The following is a 19,406-nucleotide window of genomic DNA, read 5'->3' as shown; positions in this document are numbered from 1 at the left end:
GTACGGACCGCTTCTTATAAGGGTGATATAAAATCTTAATCTTATTCCACCTGCTCATCTTTGAACAGTTATGAATGGTTTTGATTGATTTTGAAAGTTTATGGTTGATTTTTGTAAGGGTTTTCTTTTATTATAAATATAGAAGACATGCAAGGAGTGTAGGAACGTGCTTACACCAGAACGCCAACAACTTATATTAAAAACAGTCAAAAACGATCATACATCCAAAATCAAACGTTTAGTTGAAGTGACAGGTGCATCAGAATCGACCATCCGCCGTGATTTAGATCAGTTGGAAGAACAAGGACTCTTAAGGCGCGTCCATGGGGGAGCGTCATTAAGAAGCTCCGCGAGTGAAGAACCGACAATGAGGGAAAAAGTCACAAAGTTTCACAGCGAAAAACAAGCGATCGCCCAATTCGCCGCTTCCCTGGTGCAGGAGGGAGACTGTATTTTCATTGATGCTGGTTCGACCACTTTTGAAATGATTCCTTTCCTTAAAGAGAAAAATATCATTGTCGTAACGAATGGTTTGAGTCACCTGGATGCCTTGAACACCCATCAGATCAAAACCTACGTCCTTGGCGGTCTTGTTAAACACCAGACAGGCGCGGTCGTCGGAGCCGGTGCGATTCAAAACCTTCAACAATACCGCTTCGACCAATGTTTCATGGGAGCGAACGGAGTCACCCTGCAGGATGGGTACACAACACCCGATCCCGAAGAAGCGGCGATTAAACAGATGACGTTGAACTTATCGAAGAATCGTTACGTCCTTGCCGATCATTCCAAATTTGAGAAGGTCGCTTTCATGAAGTTCTCTAATCTATCAGAAGCAGAAATCATTACAGATTATAATGGTGCATCAATTGAAGACTATCGTAAGAAAACGAATATAAAGGTTGTGACAACATGATTTACACGTGTACATTAAACCCTTCCATCGATTACATCATGAACGTTGAAGCATTTGAAGCAGGGGCTTTGAACCGGGCAAAAGAAACCTTCTATTACCCTGGGGGGAAAGGCATAAACGTTTCTCGTGTCATGAACCGCCTTGGTGTCAAAACCAAAGCGCTCGGGTATATCGGCGGCTTTACAGGTGCTTTTGTCCAACAGTTTTTAAATCAGGAAGCCATTGACCATGCTTTTATCGAAACATCACAAACGACAAGAGTAAACGTGAAGTTGAAAAGTAACAACGAAACAGAAATCAACGGCCCTGGAGCGGAAATATCAGAACCTTTACAGGAAGAACTTTTAGAGCAAGTGAAAAACCTTTCAAATAAAGACACACTTGTACTAGCAGGAAGTCTTCCCTCTTCCCTGCCGTCCGACTTTTATATAACCATGGCTTCAATCTGTGCTGAAAATGGAACAAAAGTCGTTGCCGATACGTCAGGGAAAGCATTGGAACAATTGCTCGGCCACCCGCTCTTCCTATTGAAACCGAACCATCATGAATTGGGTGAGCTTTTCAACGTTGAGATAGATACAAAAGAAAAGGCAGCCCTTTACGGAAGGAAGTTAATCCAACAAGGCGTTGAGCACGTCATTGTATCCATGGGCGGAGAGGGCGCTGTTTATGTGGGGCGAAACCAGGAAATGTTCGCCAATGTACCTCAAGGTCATGTGAAAAACTCTGTCGGAGCGGGAGATTCCGTTGTATCGGGTTTTCTAGCAGGACTGGAAAAAGACGAACCAATTGAACAAGCTTTCCGTTATGGTGTGGCTTCAGGAAGTGCCACAGCTTTTCAGGATGACCTTTGTCAAAAAGAAGATGTAGAACGGTTGCTGACTGAAATCCACGTTTCCAATATAAACTAAGGGGAGTGAATCACCATGAAAATTACAGATTTACTGACGAAAGAAACCATCGTATTGAATATGTCTGCCTCTTCCAAGCCAGAAGCAATCGATGAGCTTGTCGGTCAATTGGACCGTGCCGGTAAGCTGAATGATCGCGATGATTTCAAGCAAGCCATTGAGGCTCGGGAAGAGCAAAGCACCACAGGAATTGGAGAAGGAATTGCCATCCCGCACGCGAAAACTTCTGCCGTAAAGGATCCTGCCATCGCTTTTGGAAGGTCGCAGGATGGATTAGATTATGAATCCTTGGACGGACAGCCGACGAACCTCTTTTTCATGATTGCAGCTTCTGAAGGCGCTAACAACACACACTTAGAAACACTATCACGTCTTTCTTCCTTTTTAATGGATAATAAATTCCGTGAACAACTGGAAGCAGCCAAAACGGAAGCTGATGTCATCGAAGCCATTAACGCAAAAGAAGCAGAAGAAGATGGTGATGAAGATACGGCAGATCAGCCAGCAGGAAAGATACTGGCCGTCACTGCATGTCCAACCGGTATTGCTCACACTTTTATGGCCGCTGATAAATTGAAAGCTACTGCAAAGGAAATGGGTGTGAACATTAAAGTGCAAACCAATGGATCTGGCGGTATAAAGAACCGACTGACCAAGGAAGATATTGCAGAAGCGGACGCCATTATCGTTGCAGCAGATACGAAAGTCGATATGGAACCATTCAATGGCAAGCCCGTTATTGAAGTTCCGGTCGCAAAAGCGATTCACGAACCAAAAGAATTGATTAACAAAGCAGTAAATAAAGATGCTCCTGTTTATCAAGGTGGTGGAAGCAATAAAGATACATCGGATGAAAAAGGTCAGCGCAAAGGTGTCTATAAACACTTGATGAATGGTGTTTCGAACATGCTTCCATTCGTTGTTGGTGGCGGAATTTTAATTGCCATCTCCTTCTTTTTCGGTATTGAGTCTGATAATCGGTTCGCACAAATGCTAAGTACTATTGGCGGAGATGCTGCCTTCTTCTTGCTCGTCCCTGTCTTGGCCGGTTTTATTGCGATGAGCATCGCTGATCGTCCTGGTTTTGCTCCTGGTATGATTGGTGGTTTTATTGCTATAACACAGACGGTCGAAGGTGCGGGTAATGGATCTGGCTTCTTAGGCGGTCTCATTGCCGGTTTCTTAGCTGGTTATCTGACATTGCTTATTAAGAAATGGTTAGAAGGTTTACCAGCAATTCTTGATGGTATGAAAACGGTCCTTTTCTATCCGGTCCTTGCGATTTTCGGAACAGGAATGATCATGTTACTAATTAACCCTGCGTTGACTAGTGTCTACACGGCTCTATTCGGTTTCTTAGAAAGTATGAGCGGATCCAACTTAGCTCTGCTTGGATTAATTGTCGGTGGCATGATGGCTGTTGATATGGGAGGTCCAGTAAACAAGGCTGCCTACACATTCGGAATTGCGGCACTTGATGCAGGGAACTATACATTTATAGCAGCTGCGATGGCTGGTGGCATGGTTCCACCACTTGCGATGGGCTTAGCAACGACCCTTTTCAAAAATAAATTCACGAAACAAGAGCGTGAAACAGGGAAAGCCGCTTACCCACTTGGAGCATTCTTCATCACAGAAGGAGCAATCCCATTCGCCGCAGCGGATCCCGCTCGTGTCATCCCATCCATGGTCGCAGGTAGTGCTTTGACTGGTATGCTGACCATGTTATTCGGAATCGGGCTGCGCGCCCCGCACGGCGGTATTATTGTTGCTCCGCTCGTAGAAGGTGGGTTCATGCAAATCGTCCTTTATCTAGTGGCAATCATTGCCGGTGCAATTCTTTCAGCAATTGTTGTAGGATTCTTGAAAAAAGACCTCCAAAAGGCTTAAAATAATAAAGTTAGGGTAACTCATAAACAATAGCATGTTTTTAAGGAGGAATTATAATGGTAGAGAAAACATTTAAAATTACATCGTCCGACGGTGTTCACGCTCGTCCAGCAACAGTACTTGTACAAAATGCAGGAAAGTACGAGTCTGATATCAACCTACATTACAAAGAAAAATCCGTAAATCTCAAATCCATCATGGGAATCATGAGTCTTGGGATCCCTGCAGACGCTGAAGTCAAAATCACAGCGGAAGGCAGTGACGAACAAGAAGCGGTCGACCATTTGGAAACAACAATGAAGAACGAAGGCTTGGGGGAATAACAGCATGACACAGCTTCAAGGTATTGCAGCTTCCAGCGGAATTGCCATTGCAAAAGTGTACCGCTTGGAAGCTCCGGACCTTTCTTTCGATAAGAAAGATATTGATCAGCCGGAACAAGAAGTCAAACGCCTGCATGAGGCTCTGGATACATCAAAATCAGAGCTGGAAAAAATTAAAGAACATACAAGAAAATCTTTAGGTGATGAACACGCGGAAATCTTTTCTGCTCACCTATTGGTCTTGAGCGATCCAGAATTGATTCAACCGATTGAAGATAAGATCAAGAGCGAAAATGTTAACGCAGAAGCGGCTCTTTCTGAGACGGCAAACATGTTCATTGACATGTTCAAAGGCATGGATAATGAATACATGCGCGAACGTGCGGCAGACATCCAGGACGTAACAAAACGTGTAATGGCCCACCTTCTTGGTGTGACATTCCCGGATCCTGCGCTCATCAATGAAGAAGTTGTCATCGTCGCAGACGATTTGACACCTTCCGATACCGCTCAATTGAACAAACAATACGTAAAAGGCTTCACAACTGATATCGGAGGCCGGACGTCTCACTCGGCCATCATGGCTCGTTCTCTTGAGATCCCTGCAGTCGTTGGAACGAAAAATATCACTTCCCAGGCTGGAAAGGATACCATGATCATCGTCGACGGAATCAATGGTGATGTCATCATTGACCCTAGCGAAGATCAAATTGCAGAATACAAGCAAAAACAGGACGATTTCGAGAAGCAGAAACAAGAATGGGCGAAGCTTAAAGATGAAGCGACCGTCACTTCTGAAGGCGATCACGTAGAACTTGTAGCCAACATTGGAACTCCTGACGACGTTGAAGGCGTTCTGAACAACGGAGGCGAAGGTGTCGGCCTTTACCGTACAGAATTCCTTTATATGGGCAAAAGCCAGCTTCCGACAGAGGAAGAGCAGTTCGATGCTTACTCTTCTGTGTTGAAGCAAATGGGAGACAAGCCAGTCGTCGTACGTACACTGGATATCGGTGGAGACAAGGAGCTTGACTACTTGGATCTTCCTGAGGAAATGAACCCATTCCTTGGTTACCGTGCGATCCGCCTTTGCCTGGAGCGCGACGATATTTTCCGCGTTCAGCTTCGTGCATTGCTACGTGCCAGCGTCCACGGAAACTTGAAAATCATGTTCCCTATGATTGCTACGCTGGAAGAATTCCGTCAAGCTAAAGCGATCCTTGACGAAGAGCGCGCGAACCTTAAGGAAGAAGGTCATGATGTTTCAGATGAAATCGAAGTCGGAATGATGGTTGAAATTCCTGCAACAGCAGTGATTGCCCGTCAGTTCGCTAAATAAGTCGATTTCTTCAGTATTGGTACCAATGACTTGATTCAATATACAATGGCAGCAGACCGTATGAACGAACGCGTGTCTTACTTGTATCAGCCTTACAACCCGGCGATTCTCAACCTCGTCAACAATGTGATCGAAGCAGCACATGCGGAAGGCAAATGGGCTGGCATGTGCGGGGAAATGGCTGGAGATGAAATTGCCATTCCGCTTCTACTTGGACTTGGTTTGGATGAATTCAGCATGAGTGCAACATCCATCCTGCCTGCCCGTACGCAGATCAGAGATCTATCCAGGAAGGAATGGACTTCTTATAAAGAAGAAATCCTTTCTATGGGTACAGCAGAAGAAGTTGTGGCTTTTGTTAAAGAAAAAACACAAACGAAGTAGTATTTGTAGTATGAGTGTGGGACAATAGGTGTGTGCCGACTTCCTTTCGGCTAGTTCATGAGAAAGAGATGTGTTTCCATGACATTTACTGTGATCTTGATTGTATGTATCGCCATTGTTTTAGGGATTGCCGCCATGTTCGGTATGGCTGTCTCTAAAGGCTACGATTACAAGCACACCGTTGACCCGTTACCAGACGACAAACATCATAAAGATGAGCATAAAAAAGCTGACGCTTAACCATAGCGTCAGCTTTTTTCTTTTCCATCATACAGGGAAAGTTTTTTCTGTATCGGTGTGCGTATCTTCGGCTTCGGAATTCTTTTAGGGTAGCCCATCTGTAACACAGAAACCAATTTAAAACGCTGGCTGTCCAGCCCAATATCTTGATAAAATTGATTATCATGCAAATATGGACTCGTCGTCCAAAGAACGCCTACGCCTGCTTCCCATGCCAAAAGCTGAACATTTTGTATATAGGCACAAACAGCGGCATAATCTTCTTCATACTTTCGAATATCCTCATCTCTTTCCATATAAATCAAAGCGTGATGAGGAATATTTAATAAGAAGTCCTGAATTCCGTCCTGCAGTCTTTGGGTTTTGTTTAAGTCATAGCCATCAAAGAACCCTTGCCTTTGATAACTTTTCATTACGGCCTGGGCATACGCTTCTTTCCCTTTATCCTGGTATAATCGTATATGCCACGGCTCTTTCATCCGATGGTTAGGCGCCCATGCAGCTTCACCAAAAATACGTGACAGTACTTCATGATCCACTTTTTCCTCTTTATATTCATGAATCGAGCGGCGGGTCCGAATCGCTTCCATCAATTCCATCACGTACACCTCACAACATGATCAACTTTGTCACAGGTTGTCCCATCCAATAGCCCCATTCACGCAAGAAGAATGGCACTTTCGTTTCCATACTTTTATATGCTGAATACTCAGTCGGGACACCTTCGACCTCCATATCCAGTTTCTCAGCCATAGCCACAGCTCTTTTCAAATGAAATTGGTCGCTGACAATTAAAAAAGAACGGATTCCTTTTTCATGACTGACTTCTTTCGCATTACTCAAGTTATCTTCGGTGATTAGTGATCGATCCTCAAACAGAATATCCTCTTCTTTTACTCCATGATCCATCGCATAGTCTTTTCCTACTTCTGCTTCAGAAGAGGCTGCTTGTTCACTTTTACCACCTGTGAGAATCAAGTATTCAACTTGTTCTTCTTTATACAACTCAATCCCCTGCTTCAAACGCCCCTCAAAAACAGGACTTGGCTTTCCATTCCATTGGGCGGCACCGAGGACAATGGCTGCATCGGCTTCTGATGATGCTTTTTCATCTCCATAGGTCCACACGGAATACCCCGTATATAATGCATAGCCTAGCATCAAGAATAAAATGATCTGAATGAATCTTTTCATATCTTCTGGTTCTCCTACTCCCTGAATATATGTTCCATCATATCATAGAAAAAAGCCTCTCTGAATCATCAGAGAGGCTCATTTTAAAACTTATTTATTCAAGTTGTAGAATGCTTTCTCGCCAGCGTATGTCGCTGTTCCAAGCAGCTGGTCTTCAATACGAAGAAGCTGGTTGTACTTCGCCACACGGTCCGTACGGGAAGGAGCACCTGTTTTGATTTGTCCTGCATTTGTCGCAACAGCGATGTCCGCGATGGTTGCATCTTCTGTTTCACCAGAACGGTGAGAGATGACAGCAGTGTAACCTGCGCGCTTCGCCATTTCGATCGCTTCAAATGTTTCTGTAAGTGTACCGATTTGGTTCACTTTGATTAGAATGGAGTTGCCAACGCCTTCTTCAATCGCACGGCCCAGCTTCTCTGTGTTAGTTACGAACAGGTCGTCACCGACAAGCTGTACGCGGTCTCCGATACGGTCTGTAAGAAGTTTCGTTCCTTCCCAGTCGTTTTCGTCAAGACCATCTTCGATTGAAACGATTGGATACTTGTTCACAAGCTCTTCATACCAATCAACCATTTCTTCAGACGTACGTACAACACCTTCACCTTTCAGGTTGTACTTGCCATCTTCATAAATCTCAGAAGAGGCAACGTCCATCGCAAGCTTCACTTCAGCATCAGGCTTGTAGCCAGCAGCTTCGATCGCTTCGATGATTGTAGATAGAGCTTCTTCGTTGGAACCTAAGTCTGGAGCGAAGCCACCTTCATCACCTACGCCAGTGTTATATCCTTTGCTTCCAAGAACTTTTTTAAGTGAGTGGAAAATTTCTGCACCCATGCGTAGAGCTTCTTTGAAAGTTGGCGCACCAACTGGCATGATCATGAATTCCTGAATATCTACGTTGTTGTCTGCGTGCTCTCCACCGTTCAGAATGTTCATCATTGGTGTTGGAAGGGTAGCCGCTGTGAATCCTCCAAGATACTTGTAAAGTGGAAGACCTACAACGTCTGCAGCCGCGTGTGCAACCGCCATGGATACACCAAGGATCGCGTTTGCGCCAAGGTTACCTTTGTTTTCTGTACCATCAAGTTCTCTCATCATTTGGTCGATGATCACTTGTTGAGTCACGTCCATACCAAGAAGGTTTGGAGCAATTTTTTCGTTTACGTTATCCACAGCGTTTTGTACACCTTTGCCAAGGTAACGTTCTTTGTCACCATCACGAAGCTCTACTGCTTCGTATTCACCAGTAGAAGCACCACTTGGAACAAGTGCTGTACCGAAAGCTCCTGATTCTGTATAAACTTCTACTTCAACAGTCGGGTTACCACGAGAGTCAAGGACTTCACGTGCATATACGTCAGTAATGTAAGGCATGAATATCTCTCCCTTATTTTTTAATTAGTGATTTTCCTGTCATTTCTTCAGGTTGTTCAACGTTCAATAGTTCTAGCAATGTTGGTGAAAGATCACCAAGAATTCCTCCATCACGGAGTTCCGCCCCATCTTTCGTTACAATGACGGGTACAGGGTTTGTCGTATGAGCTGTCATAGCGTCTCCATCCAAGGTCGTCACCTCATCAGAGTTCCCATGGTCAGCTGTAATGATCGCATGTCCACCTTTTTCATGGATCTTATCTACGATCTTACCTAAGCATTCATCTACGGCTTCAATCGCTTTAATGGTCGGCTCAAGCATCCCTGAGTGTCCAACCATATCAGGATTGGCAAAGTTTAAAATAATCGCGTTGTGTTTCTCTGCATCCAGTGCATCAAGAAGTGCATCTGTAACTTCATAAGCACTCATTTCCGGCTGCAGGTCATACGTCGCAACTTTCGGAGAATCGATGAGGATGCGCTCTTCCCCTTCGAATTCTTTTTCACGACCACCACTCATGAAGAACGTCACGTGTGGATACTTCTCTGTCTCCGCAATACGCAACTGTTTCATATCATTGTCAGCGAGAACTTCCCCGACGGTGTTTTTCAAGTCATTCGGTGGGAAAGCAATCTTACTTTTGACCTGGTCGCTGTATTGAGTCATCCCCACAAAGTGAAGATTCTTCGGTGCTTTGTCACCACGCTCATAACCATCAAAGTCGTCGTTTGCGAATGTACGAGAAAGTTGGATGGCGCGATCCGGTCTGAAATTGAAGAAAATAACACTGTCTTCATCTTCCACCGTGCCGATCGGGTTGTTGTCCTCATCTGTTAAGACAACAGGTTCAACAAACTCATCGTACACTTCCTGCTCATAAGAATCATCAATTGCCTTGATTGGATCCTTGTACGTTGGACCCTCACCGTAGGCGATGGCATCATAAGCTTTTTTCACACGTTCCCAGCGATTGTCACGATCCATCGCATAGTAACGTCCGGAAAGGGTAGCGATTTGCCCTACGCCTACTTCTTCAATCGCTTCTAGCGCCTGTTTGATATAAGTCTTAGCCGATTGCTGACCTACATCACGGCCATCAAGAAAAGCGTGAATATAGACTTTTTCAAGACCTTCTTCTTTAGCCAGTTTCAAGGTAGCAATCATATGGTCGATATGGCTGTGAATCCCGCCATCAGATAAAAGACCGAAAATATGAAGAGCTTTACTTTTCGCCTTTGCTTCACGAACCGCGTTCAGCAACACTTCATTTTCAAAGAAGTCCCCTTCACGGATGGAAAGGTTAATTCTTGTCAGACTTTGATAAACGACACGACCTGCGCCGATGTTCAAGTGTCCGACTTCAGAGTTACCCATTTGACCTTCTGGCAGTCCGACAGCTTCCCCGCATGCCGTTAATTGAGAATGCGGGAATTGGTTCCAGTAACGATCAAAGTTTGGTGTGTTCGCTTGTTTGACAGCATTGCCTTTCTCTTCATCACGAAGAGCGTAGCCGTCAAGGATGATTAAGGCAGCAAGGTTCTGCTTACTCATTCTTACCTGCCTCCACTAGTTTTAGGAAAGAATCAGCTTCAAGGCTGGCTCCTCCTACTAGAGCACCATCGATGTCGGACTGAGATAGTAGTTCATCAACGTTTGCAGGCTTCACGCTGCCACCATATTGAATGCGAACAGCTTCCGCTGCATCCGCACTTACATAATCACTGACGACTTTACGAATGTGAGTGCAAACTTCATTCGCTTGTTCAGATGTCGCTGTACGACCTGTGCCAATCGCCCAGATCGGCTCATAAGCAATGATTGTCTCTGCACATTGGTCATTTGTCAGGCCGTCCAATGCTTTTTTCACTTGTGTCTCAACAACGTTCATCGTTTCATTTGCTTCACGTTGTTCTAGAGATTCCCCTACACAAATGATTGGTGTCAAGCCGTGGTTAAATGCAGCATGAACTTTTTTGTTTACCTCTTCATCAGTTTCCTTGAAGATTTCGCGACGCTCGGAGTGGCCAAGTACGACGTAAGAAACGCCAAGTTCTTTCAGCATGACCGGGCTTACTTCACCAGTAAACGCACCGCTTTCTTCAAAGTGCATGTTCTGGGCACCGATTTTAAGACTTGTACCTTCAGTTTCTTCTACCAGTTTTTGTAGAAAAGGAAATGGAGCACAAACAACCGATTCTACCTGCTCAGAGGAAGGAACTTCGTTTTTAGCTGTTTGAATAAAATCTTCCGCTTCACGGTGGTTTTTATTCATTTTCCAGTTACCAGCAATTACTTTTTTACGCATATGGTTTCACCTCTCCTTTTTATTTATCGTTCAACAAGGATACACCAGGAAGATCTTTACCTTCCATGAATTCCAAGGAAGCCCCGCCACCTGTGGAGACGTGGTCCATGTCATTTGCATATCCGAATTTCTCTACGGCTGCTGCAGAGTCGCCTCCACCGATGACCGTGTAGCCATCTGTTTCAGAAAGAGCGTTCGCTACAGCTTTTGTACCGTTAGCAAAAGATTCGATTTCAAAGACGCCCATTGGTCCGTTCCAGATGACCAATTTAGAATCTTTAATGACTTCTGCATATTTTTCTCTCGTTTTCGGACCGATATCCAGTGCTTCCCAGTCGGCTGGGATGCTGTCGATTCCGACTTCTTTCTTGTTTGCAGAATCAGAGAAATCATCAGCAACGACGACATCTTCAGGCATAAGGAAATTGACGCCTTTTTCTTCTGCTTTCTTCATATATTCTTTAGCTAGATCTATTTTATCTTCTTCCAGTAGGGACTTACCGATTTCGTGACCCAGGGCTTTTACGAATGTGTAGGCAAGACCTCCACCGATGATCAAGTTATCGACTTTATCAATCAAGTTGTCAATGACGCCGATCTTATCTTTCACTTTCGCACCACCAATGATGGCTGTGAATGGACGCTCAGGATTAGACAGCGCCTTACCTAGAACGTTGATTTCTTTCTCCATCAGGAAACCAGCAACGGCAGGAATATGCTCAGCAACACCTGCTGTAGAAGCATGCGCACGGTGGGCAGCACCGAAAGCATCGTTTACATAGAGGTCAGCCATGTCTGCAAAGGCTTTTGCTAATTCCGCATCATTCTTCTCTTCGCCAGGGTTGAAGCGTACGTTTTCGATCAGAAGAACATCTCCGTTTTCCATTTCAGAAATGGCTTTGTTCACTTCACCGCCGTATACTTCATCCGTTTTTGTAACGGTTTGTCCCAGAACATCGCTCAGACGCTTGGCTACAGGATCAAGACGAAGGTCTTCGACAACTTCCCCTTTTGGACGTCCAAGGTGACTGGCAAGAATGACTTTCGCACCGTTTCCAGTCAGGTGCTTGATTGTAGGGAGGGCAGCTTTAATTCGAGTGTCGTCTGTGACCTCTCCCTCGCTCATCGGTACATTGAAGTCAACACGGCAAAAAACGGTTTTACCGTTCACTTCAACGTCGCGGATTGTTTTCTTATTCATAGAATGACAACCTCCTTGGTTTGTGGTCAGGTTCATCGCCTGCCCTTATGTACGTTTCCACAGTTTCATTGTGCAGAAACGCCGATAAGCAGGATGCGAAAAAACATGGATAAAGGAGGAGGACCTGAGACCTCCTCCTTTCCAGCTTTTTCATAGTATTTTCTAAAACGGCTCAGATATTACAAGCCTTGGTTTTTAAGGTATACAGCCAAGTCTACACAACGGTTGGAGTAACCAGTTTCGTTGTCATACCAAGAAACAATTTTAACCATATTGTTTTCAAGGATTAGTGTAGAAAGACCATCAATGATAGAAGAGTGAGTGTTGCCATTGTAGTCCGTAGAAACAAGTGGCTCGTCACTGTAGCCAAGGATTCCTTTAAGGTTTCCTTCAGCTTCTGCGCGAAGAGCTTCGTTCACTTCTTCAGCTGTTACATCTTTATCAAGCTCAGCAACCAAGTCTACGATTGAAACGTTGGATGTTGGTACACGCATAGCCATACCGCTAAGCTTGCCATCAAGGTGTGGAAGAACTTTTGCAACGGCTTGTGCAGCACCAGTTGTCGTTGGGATGATGTTCTCAGCAGCTGCACGAGCACGACGGTAATCTTTGTGTGGAAGATCAAGGATCTGTTGGTCGTTCGTGTAAGAGTGAACAGTTGTCATCATACCGCGCTTAAGACCGAACTTCTCGTCAAGAACTTTTGCGTATGGAGCCAAGCAGTTCGTTGTGCAAGAAGCGTTAGAGATAACGTGGTGAGAATCTTTGTCGTACTGGTCTTCGTTTACACCCATAACGACTGTAAGGTCTTCTTGCTTCGCTGGAGCAGAGATAACGACTTTCTTAGCGCCTGCATCCAAGTGTTTCTTCGCATCGTCACGCTGAGTGAAGCGACCTGTAGATTCGATAACGATATCTACGCCAAGATCTCCCCAACCAAGTTGAGCTGGATCTTTTTCAGAAAGTACTTTAACTTCTTTTCCGCCGACAATCAGGTTGTCACCGTTTGTTGTCACTTCTTGCTCAAGCTTACCGTGTACAGTATCGTATTGAAGCAAGTGTGCAAGCATATTTGCATCTGTCAAGTCGTTAACCGCTACTACCTCTACTTCATTGTTGTTCAAAGCAGCACGGAAAACATTACGTCCAATACGTCCAAATCCGTTAATACCAATTCTTACTGTCATGCAAAATTCCTCCTTAGGATGATTGAAATCATATTTATTTAAAGGGATAAACCCCTTATTAACTCTTGGGCTGCACCTTCATCAGTGATCAGGACATTACTCTGGCCCGGTTGGAAATAAGATGAGATGGCTTGTGCTTTTGAACGACCTCCAGCAACAGCAATGACATGTTTCGCACGCTTCAGGTCTTCTAATTGCAGACCGACCGTACGAACTTTGTGAACGATCTCACCCTCCACATTGAAATAGTAACCAAAAGCTTCGCCTACCGCGTTGTACGTTTTGATCAATTCCAATTGTTCAGGGGAAGTCTTTCTCCGTTCTGCCATCGTAAGCGCATCGCCGACTCCGTGAATGACGATTTCCGCGTTTCGGATGATGTCCAACACTTCTTTGATCGAAGGTTCTTCTTTTATCGTCTGATAGGATTCCTCACTGAGAGGATCGGGTACATATAAAAGACGATAGTCACCCCTAGCCTTTTTCGCCATTTCCGCGCAAATCGTGTTGGCCTGGTTTTCAACTCTTTCACCTAATCCTCCACGCGCAGGAACGTATAAGCACTGATCAGCTCCAGACAGCGGCGTCATCACTTGTGCGACGGATGCCATCGTTGTTCCGCCTGTAATGGCAATCACCTGATCCGGCGACATATGTTCTTTCAAATATTGGACACATGCTTTTCCCATCTCTTGTTTTACCCAATTAAGCTCATCGCTATCACCTGGAACAACAACGACATGGTCTAAATTTAATTTATCCTTTAATTGTTGTTCTAAAACCTTAATCCCAGAGACCTCTTTAATAAACTCGGCCAGCTGATCAAGAATGTTCTGCCCTTCATAACTTAAGTGCATACCTCTTGAGGTGATCTCTACAGCTCCTTGTTTGTTCAAAAAGTCCACTTCGCTTCGAACCGTACGTTCAGCAAGCTCAACACTTTCAGCTAACGCTCTTCGGCCCACAGGCTGCATGATCTGGATGTAATACAACAGCTGATAACGGCGCTGTATAACGTCCAGGACATCCGGGAATAATTTTTTTTGTAAGTCGATGAACGCTCTCATGGAAAAGCCCCTTCTTTGAAATGGTACCAACCGGGATGTATTACGTCCCAGCTAGTCATATTATGTCCCGCTCGGAGCAAAAAAATATCTTATTTCAATTTTATATTAACAGTGGGGTAGTCCACGTGCAAGCGAAAACCTAGACGTTTTTCATTGTAAACGCTTCATTAGTTCGAAGTAATCAATTTCACGATAATCCAACTCTTCCTCACCGATTTTCAAAACCGGTATCTCGAGCATATACTTCTCAAGGAATGCAGGATCGCTTTCAATATCAACCAATATGACTTTGACATCAAACAAAGACAACAAGTCCTTAACTTCATCGCATAACCCACAGTTTTCTTTTACATATAAGATAACTTCAGACATATAGAGTCCTCCCTGAACTTCCATTTTCATCATATCAAAGGAAGCTTGCCTCATCCATCCCGGAAACTCAGGCTCAAGATACTTAGGGACCCGATATGTTTGATAGCATTTGGAGATTCCCGGGAATCTCCCTTGACTCTTAATATAATGTAACGAACCCTAGAATCTCGAAATTAAATCATACATTATTCAGCCATTTACTTTACTTGCTGACTAAAATTAAGAAACAAAAAAAGACATGCTTCAGGAAGCATGTCCTTTTTTATCATAAAAACCATTATCGATTTTCAATTTTCGTTTATTCAAGAAATGAGCTAACTCTTCGCCTACATAGTTTTCAGGTGTTCGTTTCAATGACTCATAGTTGAAGGATAACTTTTGCTGCTCCTGCATGTCGAACACATGAATCCGCCTGTCTTCAGAAACTTCTTCAGTCGACAACATTTTGTAACGGATTAGTTTTGTCATATATACCCCTCTTCTAAATAAAGCGAAAAGTCTAACTTTATTTATTCAATAATAACATAGAAAAAAGCCGAAATAAACTACATTACGATACTATAAACCAAATAAGTGTTCGTATAATTCTTGTGATATTTCTGTCTAATCCATATTTAAATAACACTGATGTAACCGCAAAGGATTCTACAAGGGTTAATATATTAATATAATGATATTCCTGTAAAAAATAGGACCTCCCTTACATATAAGGAAGGTCCTTCTAGTTTAGCGCGCCCGAGAGGATTCGAACCCCCGACTGACGTAGAACCGGAATCTACCGCTCTATCCAACTGAGCTACGGGCGCAAAAGCGACATGCATTTAATATTATAAGGAGAATCACCAAAAAACGCAACCCATTTTTTATAGTTTTCCACAAAAGCTCCCGATTGTGGAAGACTCAGTTTTGAGACGTTTATGTGAGCGGTTCGGGGCGTCCGGGGTTGACTCGCTTTCCGCGGGAGTGCAAGGAGCATCTCCCGAGTAGACCTTAAGAAAGACTTGTCTGGTTGAAATAATGAATGATAAATCCCTTGCCATGGATACGGGGTCAGGGAAACGACTATTTGCGGTTTTTTGAATCCGTTTGTACAAAAACACACACGTTTGTTTCTCCATTCGCTTTACATGCGGACGTTTCCCAGACCCTGTCCCCTTACCTTATTCGTGCAGGATCTATGGTTAAAAAGACTCTATAACGGCGAGGGTGAGCAGGTCATTCTTACAGAGCTCGGCAGGTTAATGTTAGAGGGATTTCGAGAACCTGATATGGCAAAGGGGCGGAGGGAAACAGTGAGACTCCTGTGGGAAGTGCGTGGTAGATGAGACCCCGAAGAGCGTTAGCTCGAGGAGGCTCATCACTCGCCCACGGAAAGCGAACCGTTTCCCGGAGCCACTAGAACCCACAAAAGTCTCGAAATCGAGTCTTCCACAGTCCTGCCATATAGCTTAATTATAGGTTCGGACGTTTATATAGGTAAATTTAGGGTATGATGGTAGAAGGAATTGGAACACATGACATAGAACGAATAAGAATAGCCGTTTTTCATACTTAAAAGGCGTAACCACCCTTGCTGAAATAAAGGATAAAAGGTCGATTGTTTTTGTTTGACCTTTATTGACCTTATAGGTATGATGAATGTATTCCATCATTATTAATTTGATGTTAAGGAGGAATTTCAAATGAATTTAGTCCCTACAGTTATTGAACAAACAAACCGCGGAGAACGTGCCTATGATATTTATTCCCGCTTACTTAAAGACCGCATCATCATGCTAGGAAGCCCGATTGATGATAACATCTCAAACTCTGTTGTTGCGCAGTTGCTTTTCCTTGCGGCTGACGATCCAGAAAAAGATATTTCCCTATACATCAACTCTCCTGGTGGATCGATCACAGCAGGTATGGCGATTTATGATACGATGCAGTTCATCAAACCGAACGTATCCACGATCTGCACAGGTATGGCTGCATCTATGGGTGCCTTCTTGCTTAACGCTGGTGAACCTGGTAAACGTTATGCACTACCTAACAGTGAAGTCATGATTCACCAACCGCTTGGAGGAACACAAGGCCAGGCTTCAGATATCGAAATTCACGCAAAGCGTATTATTAAAATGCGTGAGAAGCTGAATAAGATTCTTGCTGAGCGTACTGGACAGCCGATGGAAGTCATCGAACGCGACACGGATCGTGATAACTTCATGTCAGCCCATGAAGCTGTTGACTACGGCTTGATCGATAAAGTCATGGAGAAAAACGAACAATAAGAAAAACACAAAATCCGCTGTGATGACACAGCGGATTTTTTTGTGCTGTATGAAACCGTTCCCTCATTGGAGAACGTTCATTTTTTCACATAAACAATGATTACTCATTCTTCACGAAGTCAGTAAGCACCTGAACAGCTTCTTCCTCATCAGAACCGTCTGCAATTAACTTAATGTCTTCATCGGTTCCGACAGCAAGGCTCATTAACCCCATAATACTTTTGGCATTCACACGTTTCTCACCTTTTTCGATAAAAACATCAGCGGTGAACTTGTTCGCTTCTTGTACGAATTGTGCTGCTGGTCTTGCCTGTAAACCTGTCTCAAGCTCAATCGTTATCGTCCTCTCAATCACCTGTCATTCTCCTCTCATTCTATATTTCAACTTCTTTGTAAGCGGATTCAATACTGAGAAAAAAGAACGCTCTCTTGTAGAAAGCGTTTATAATTGTATTTCATTATAGCATGAATTTGTTAAGGAAACATTAATTTCTTGTGTTTTCTATGACTTCACCTTTTCTAACTTTTTCGGCGAACTCGTCGATTTTACGCAGGCGGTGATTGATGCCTGATTTACTAATCGACCCACCAGAAACATACTCCCCAAGCTCTTTCAAGGAAACTTCCTGGTGCTGCAGCCTTAACGATGCAATCTCCTGCAATTTATCTGGGAGGGCTTCTAAGCCAACTGTCCGTTTAATGAATTTTATGTTCTCCACTTGGCGGAAAGCTGCACCGATCGTCTTATTTAAATTCGCTGTCTCACAATTGACGAGACGATTGACCGAGTTTCTCATATCCCGGACGATCCTCACATCCTCAAACTTGAAAAGGGCTTGGTGGGCTCCGATATTGCTGATGAGCTCCGTGATTTTATCCGCTTCTTTCAAGTACGTGATGTATCCTTTTTTACGACTGAGCGTCCTTGCATGTAACCCAAAACTATTCATAAGCTTACACAACGCCTCGTTGTGTTCCTCATCTGAAGAATAAATTTCAAGATGATAGGAAGAGGTCTCTGGGTTGTTGACGGAACCGCCCGCAAGAAATGCTCCCCGTAAATAAGCCCTTTTACAACATTTATCGTTCAAATACTTTTGAGGGATATCTGGATTAATGGATAGAGGACCTTTCAAGATTTCAAGATCTTCAAGAACGACATTCGCTTTCTCCTTCATCCTTACAATATAAACATTGTTCTTTTTCAACCTCATTTTTTTCCGAACAAGGAGTTCTACCGGGTAGGGATAAAGCTTTTTGATTAACGTGTAGATCCTTCTGGCAATCGCTGCATTCTCTGTTTGTACGTCCAGAATATATTCACGATTGGAAAGGGAAAATGTGCCGTTCATACGGACAAGGGCAGCCAGTTCCGATTCCATACAGCAAGTATCAGCTTCTACATTCGTTAATTCTTTTTTGATCTCTGATGCAAATGACATGATGTACACCCCCTTCTACCTACCACGCAACACCTATAGCATGGAGTGCAATAACTTTGCTAATTTTTCTGTGTCATGACGTAACATAGGCTTACTGTGGTCGATGATATCTTCTTCTATGACTTTCAATCCCATGGATTTAATTCTTTCAATATCGTAAACGACGGGCTCCGCATTTTCTTCAGCATAAGCAGCCCTCAACCCTTGATCAATCGGTTGATTATGCACAATCACTGACTGTAACACATCTTCTCCAATATGATCAAATAAGGCCTGGATATGATCAGCTGCCGTGTAACCAGAAGTTTCCCCCTCCTGTGTCATCACGTTGCATATATAAGTGACCATCGCTTTCGTTTCTTTCAATGCCTGCCCGATTTCCGGAATGATGATGTTCGGTAATATACTTGTGTAAAGACTTCCCGGAGAGATGACAATCAAATCCGCGGATTTGATTGCCTCTACAGCTTCTGGCAAAGGCTGAATCGGCGTAGGGCTTACGTACACCCTTTTGATTTTCTTGTTCTGTTTCGGAATACTTGACTCACCGGTAACAACCGTTCCATCCTCCATCTCCGCATGGAGGTTCATGGAATGATTGGCAATCGGATAAATATGACCGCGCACATTCAGGACTCTGGAGATTTCTTTTATCCCTTTATAAAAGTCTCCCGTCATGGATGCCATCGCAGCTAGCAAAAGGTTTCCCATGGAGTGACCAGACAAGCCGTTACCCGCTGCAAAACGGTGCTGAAAAAGCTCAAGGAGCATAGGCTCAGCATCGGAAAGGGCAGCCACGACATTCCTGATATCCCCCGGGGCAGGAATCGCCATCTCGTTACGTAAGCGGCCGGAGCTTCCACCGTCATCAGCAACCGTAACAATCGCTGACAGGTCAATCGGTAAATTTTTCAACCCGCGCAAGAGCACAGGCATCCCGGTCCCGCCACCTACAACGACGACACGCGGCTTGGTCTTATGATCCAT

The 19,406-nt window shown here is 44.1% G+C and carries 19 protein-coding genes, 1 tRNA gene and 1 pseudogene; 7 read left to right on the top strand and 14 right to left on the bottom strand.

What is annotated here, in order from left to right; all coding sequences use genetic code 11:
- The first annotated feature begins 166 nt into the window (after nucleotides 1-166).
- The 6 genes and pseudogenes from BLS23_RS04705 to ytzI all read left to right on the top strand — a co-directional run bounded on the left by BLS23_RS04705 (nucleotide 167) and on the right by ytzI (nucleotide 6,003).
- On the top strand, nucleotides 167-916 hold the full coding sequence (locus BLS23_RS04705) for a DeoR/GlpR family DNA-binding transcription regulator (protein ID WP_089651379.1): 750 nt from the start codon (nucleotides 167-169) through the stop codon (nucleotides 914-916).
- The gene (pfkB, locus tag BLS23_RS04700; protein WP_089651378.1) at nucleotides 913-1,827 is read left to right on the top strand and encodes a 1-phosphofructokinase; all 915 of its coding nucleotides are present in this window, start codon (nucleotides 913-915) and stop codon (nucleotides 1,825-1,827) included. Before BLS23_RS04705 ends, pfkB begins: the two co-directional genes overlap by 4 nt.
- A gap of 15 nt (nucleotides 1,828-1,842) precedes the next feature.
- The gene (locus BLS23_RS04695) at nucleotides 1,843-3,717 is read left to right on the top strand and encodes a PTS fructose transporter subunit IIABC (RefSeq protein ID WP_089651377.1); all 1,875 of its coding nucleotides are present in this window, start codon (nucleotides 1,843-1,845) and stop codon (nucleotides 3,715-3,717) included.
- 56 nt (nucleotides 3,718-3,773) lie between these two features.
- Nucleotides 3,774-4,040, top strand: a complete 267-nt coding sequence (locus BLS23_RS04690) for a phosphocarrier protein HPr (RefSeq protein WP_089651376.1) — start codon at nucleotides 3,774-3,776, stop codon at nucleotides 4,038-4,040.
- Nucleotides 4,041-4,044: 4 nt separating this feature from the next.
- A pseudogene (ptsP, locus tag BLS23_RS04685) lies at nucleotides 4,045-5,763 on the top strand (phosphoenolpyruvate--protein phosphotransferase).
- A 78-nt stretch (nucleotides 5,764-5,841) separates the two neighbouring features.
- Entirely contained in the window at nucleotides 5,842-6,003 is a 162-nt protein-coding gene (gene ytzI, locus BLS23_RS04680; RefSeq protein WP_089651375.1) for a YtzI protein, read from the top strand.
- Between the two features lie 8 nt (nucleotides 6,004-6,011).
- Here the strand turns inward: ytzI and BLS23_RS04675 are convergent, their stop codons facing one another.
- From BLS23_RS04675 to BLS23_RS04625, 11 genes are all read right to left on the bottom strand, one after another.
- Complete coding sequence (locus BLS23_RS04675) at nucleotides 6,012-6,602, bottom strand: nitroreductase family protein (RefSeq protein WP_089651374.1); 591 nt, start codon at nucleotides 6,600-6,602, stop codon at nucleotides 6,012-6,014.
- A gap of 10 nt (nucleotides 6,603-6,612) precedes the next feature.
- Nucleotides 6,613-7,197 (bottom strand): YdcF family protein, encoded by a 585-nt coding sequence (locus BLS23_RS04670; RefSeq protein ID WP_089651373.1) that lies wholly within the window; start codon nucleotides 7,195-7,197, stop codon nucleotides 6,613-6,615.
- A gap of 90 nt (nucleotides 7,198-7,287) precedes the next feature.
- Nucleotides 7,288-8,574: a phosphopyruvate hydratase gene (eno, locus tag BLS23_RS04665; protein WP_089651372.1), complete on the bottom strand. Its 1,287-nt coding sequence runs from the start codon at nucleotides 8,572-8,574 to the stop codon at nucleotides 7,288-7,290.
- Nucleotides 8,575-8,587: 13 nt separating this feature from the next.
- Complete coding sequence (gene gpmI / locus BLS23_RS04660; protein ID WP_089651371.1) at nucleotides 8,588-10,126, bottom strand: 2,3-bisphosphoglycerate-independent phosphoglycerate mutase; 1,539 nt, start codon at nucleotides 10,124-10,126, stop codon at nucleotides 8,588-8,590.
- Nucleotides 10,119-10,880 (bottom strand): triose-phosphate isomerase, encoded by a 762-nt coding sequence (gene tpiA / locus BLS23_RS04655; RefSeq protein WP_089651370.1) that lies wholly within the window; start codon nucleotides 10,878-10,880, stop codon nucleotides 10,119-10,121. Before tpiA ends, gpmI begins: the two co-directional genes overlap by 8 nt.
- Nucleotides 10,881-10,899: 19 nt before the next feature.
- Nucleotides 10,900-12,081 (bottom strand): phosphoglycerate kinase, encoded by a 1,182-nt coding sequence (locus BLS23_RS04650; RefSeq protein ID WP_089651369.1) that lies wholly within the window; start codon nucleotides 12,079-12,081, stop codon nucleotides 10,900-10,902.
- Between the two features lie 179 nt (nucleotides 12,082-12,260).
- Nucleotides 12,261-13,268, bottom strand: coding sequence for a type I glyceraldehyde-3-phosphate dehydrogenase (gap, locus tag BLS23_RS04645; RefSeq protein WP_089651368.1), 1,008 nt, complete (start codon nucleotides 13,266-13,268; stop codon nucleotides 12,261-12,263).
- Nucleotides 13,269-13,306: 38 nt separating this feature from the next.
- Nucleotides 13,307-14,335 carry a sugar-binding transcriptional regulator gene (locus tag BLS23_RS04640; protein WP_089651367.1) on the bottom strand — a complete coding sequence of 343 codons (1,029 nt, stop codon included), beginning with the start codon at nucleotides 14,333-14,335 and terminating at the stop codon, nucleotides 13,307-13,309.
- 150 nt (nucleotides 14,336-14,485) lie between these two features.
- Nucleotides 14,486-14,707: a glutaredoxin family protein gene (locus BLS23_RS04635; RefSeq protein WP_167356004.1), complete on the bottom strand. Its 222-nt coding sequence runs from the start codon at nucleotides 14,705-14,707 to the stop codon at nucleotides 14,486-14,488.
- Between the two features lie 243 nt (nucleotides 14,708-14,950).
- On the bottom strand, nucleotides 14,951-15,175 hold the full coding sequence (locus BLS23_RS04630) for a hypothetical protein (RefSeq protein WP_089651365.1): 225 nt from the start codon (nucleotides 15,173-15,175) through the stop codon (nucleotides 14,951-14,953).
- 262 nt (nucleotides 15,176-15,437) lie between these two features.
- Nucleotides 15,438-15,513 (bottom strand) — tRNA-Arg (locus BLS23_RS04625).
- An 876-nt stretch (nucleotides 15,514-16,389) separates the two neighbouring features.
- On the opposite strand from BLS23_RS04625, the gene clpP reads away from it, so the two are divergent.
- Nucleotides 16,390-16,977 (top strand): ATP-dependent Clp endopeptidase proteolytic subunit ClpP, encoded by a 588-nt coding sequence (gene clpP, locus BLS23_RS04620; RefSeq protein WP_089651364.1) that lies wholly within the window; start codon nucleotides 16,390-16,392, stop codon nucleotides 16,975-16,977.
- Between the two features lie 100 nt (nucleotides 16,978-17,077).
- On the opposite strand, the gene BLS23_RS04615 is transcribed toward clpP, so the two are convergent.
- The 3 genes from BLS23_RS04615 to BLS23_RS04605 all read right to left on the bottom strand — a co-directional run bounded on the left by BLS23_RS04615 (nucleotide 17,078) and on the right by BLS23_RS04605 (nucleotide 19,406).
- Nucleotides 17,078-17,332 (bottom strand): HPr family phosphocarrier protein, encoded by a 255-nt coding sequence (locus BLS23_RS04615; RefSeq protein ID WP_089651363.1) that lies wholly within the window; start codon nucleotides 17,330-17,332, stop codon nucleotides 17,078-17,080.
- Nucleotides 17,333-17,462: 130 nt separating this feature from the next.
- Nucleotides 17,463-18,419, bottom strand: a complete 957-nt coding sequence (whiA, locus tag BLS23_RS04610) for a DNA-binding protein WhiA (protein ID WP_089651362.1) — start codon at nucleotides 18,417-18,419, stop codon at nucleotides 17,463-17,465.
- A gap of 33 nt (nucleotides 18,420-18,452) precedes the next feature.
- Complete coding sequence (locus BLS23_RS04605; protein WP_089651361.1) at nucleotides 18,453-19,406, bottom strand: gluconeogenesis factor YvcK family protein; 954 nt, start codon at nucleotides 19,404-19,406, stop codon at nucleotides 18,453-18,455.

It is taken from the genome of Halobacillus aidingensis (assembly GCF_900104185.1).
In the GTDB taxonomy this organism is placed as follows: domain Bacteria; phylum Bacillota; class Bacilli; order Bacillales; family Halobacillaceae; genus Halobacillus; species Halobacillus aidingensis.
Note: the sequence above shows the minus strand (reverse complement) of the source record. Positions and strands in the feature narration are given on the sequence as shown.

What these genes read in the sequence shown, in the direction of transcription:
- pfkB (WP_089651378.1), top strand. Translation starts at nt 913, where the DNA reads ATGATTTACACGTGTACATTAAACCCTTCCATCGATTACATCATGAAC.
- BLS23_RS04695 (WP_089651377.1), top strand. Translation starts at nt 1,843, where the DNA reads ATGAAAATTACAGATTTACTGACGAAAGAAACCATCGTATTGAATATG.
- BLS23_RS04690 (WP_089651376.1), top strand. Translation starts at nt 3,774, where the DNA reads ATGGTAGAGAAAACATTTAAAATTACATCGTCCGACGGTGTTCACGCT.
- ytzI (WP_089651375.1), top strand. Translation starts at nt 5,842, where the DNA reads ATGACATTTACTGTGATCTTGATTGTATGTATCGCCATTGTTTTAGGG.
- BLS23_RS04675 (WP_089651374.1), bottom strand. Translation starts at nt 6,602, where the DNA reads ATGGAATTGATGGAAGCGATTCGGACCCGCCGCTCGATTCATGAATAT.
- BLS23_RS04670 (WP_089651373.1), bottom strand. Translation starts at nt 7,197, where the DNA reads ATGAAAAGATTCATTCAGATCATTTTATTCTTGATGCTAGGCTATGCA.
- eno (WP_089651372.1), bottom strand. Translation starts at nt 8,574, where the DNA reads ATGCCTTACATTACTGACGTATATGCACGTGAAGTCCTTGACTCTCGT.
- gpmI (WP_089651371.1), bottom strand. Translation starts at nt 10,126, where the DNA reads ATGAGTAAGCAGAACCTTGCTGCCTTAATCATCCTTGACGGCTACGCT.
- tpiA (WP_089651370.1), bottom strand. Translation starts at nt 10,880, where the DNA reads ATGCGTAAAAAAGTAATTGCTGGTAACTGGAAAATGAATAAAAACCAC.
- BLS23_RS04650 (WP_089651369.1), bottom strand. Translation starts at nt 12,081, where the DNA reads ATGAATAAGAAAACAATCCGCGACGTTGAAGTGAACGGTAAAACCGTT.
- gap (WP_089651368.1), bottom strand. Translation starts at nt 13,268, where the DNA reads ATGACAGTAAGAATTGGTATTAACGGATTTGGACGTATTGGACGTAAT.
- BLS23_RS04640 (WP_089651367.1), bottom strand. Translation starts at nt 14,335, where the DNA reads ATGAGAGCGTTCATCGACTTACAAAAAAAATTATTCCCGGATGTCCTG.
- BLS23_RS04635 (WP_167356004.1), bottom strand. Translation starts at nt 14,707, where the DNA reads ATGTCTGAAGTTATCTTATATGTAAAAGAAAACTGTGGGTTATGCGAT.
- BLS23_RS04630 (WP_089651365.1), bottom strand. Translation starts at nt 15,175, where the DNA reads ATGACAAAACTAATCCGTTACAAAATGTTGTCGACTGAAGAAGTTTCT.
- clpP (WP_089651364.1), top strand. Translation starts at nt 16,390, where the DNA reads ATGAATTTAGTCCCTACAGTTATTGAACAAACAAACCGCGGAGAACGT.
- whiA (WP_089651362.1), bottom strand. Translation starts at nt 18,419, where the DNA reads ATGTCATTTGCATCAGAGATCAAAAAAGAATTAACGAATGTAGAAGCT.
- BLS23_RS04605 (WP_089651361.1), bottom strand. Translation starts at nt 19,406, where the DNA reads ATGGATCATAAGACCAAGCCGCGTGTCGTCGTTGTAGGTGGCGGGACC.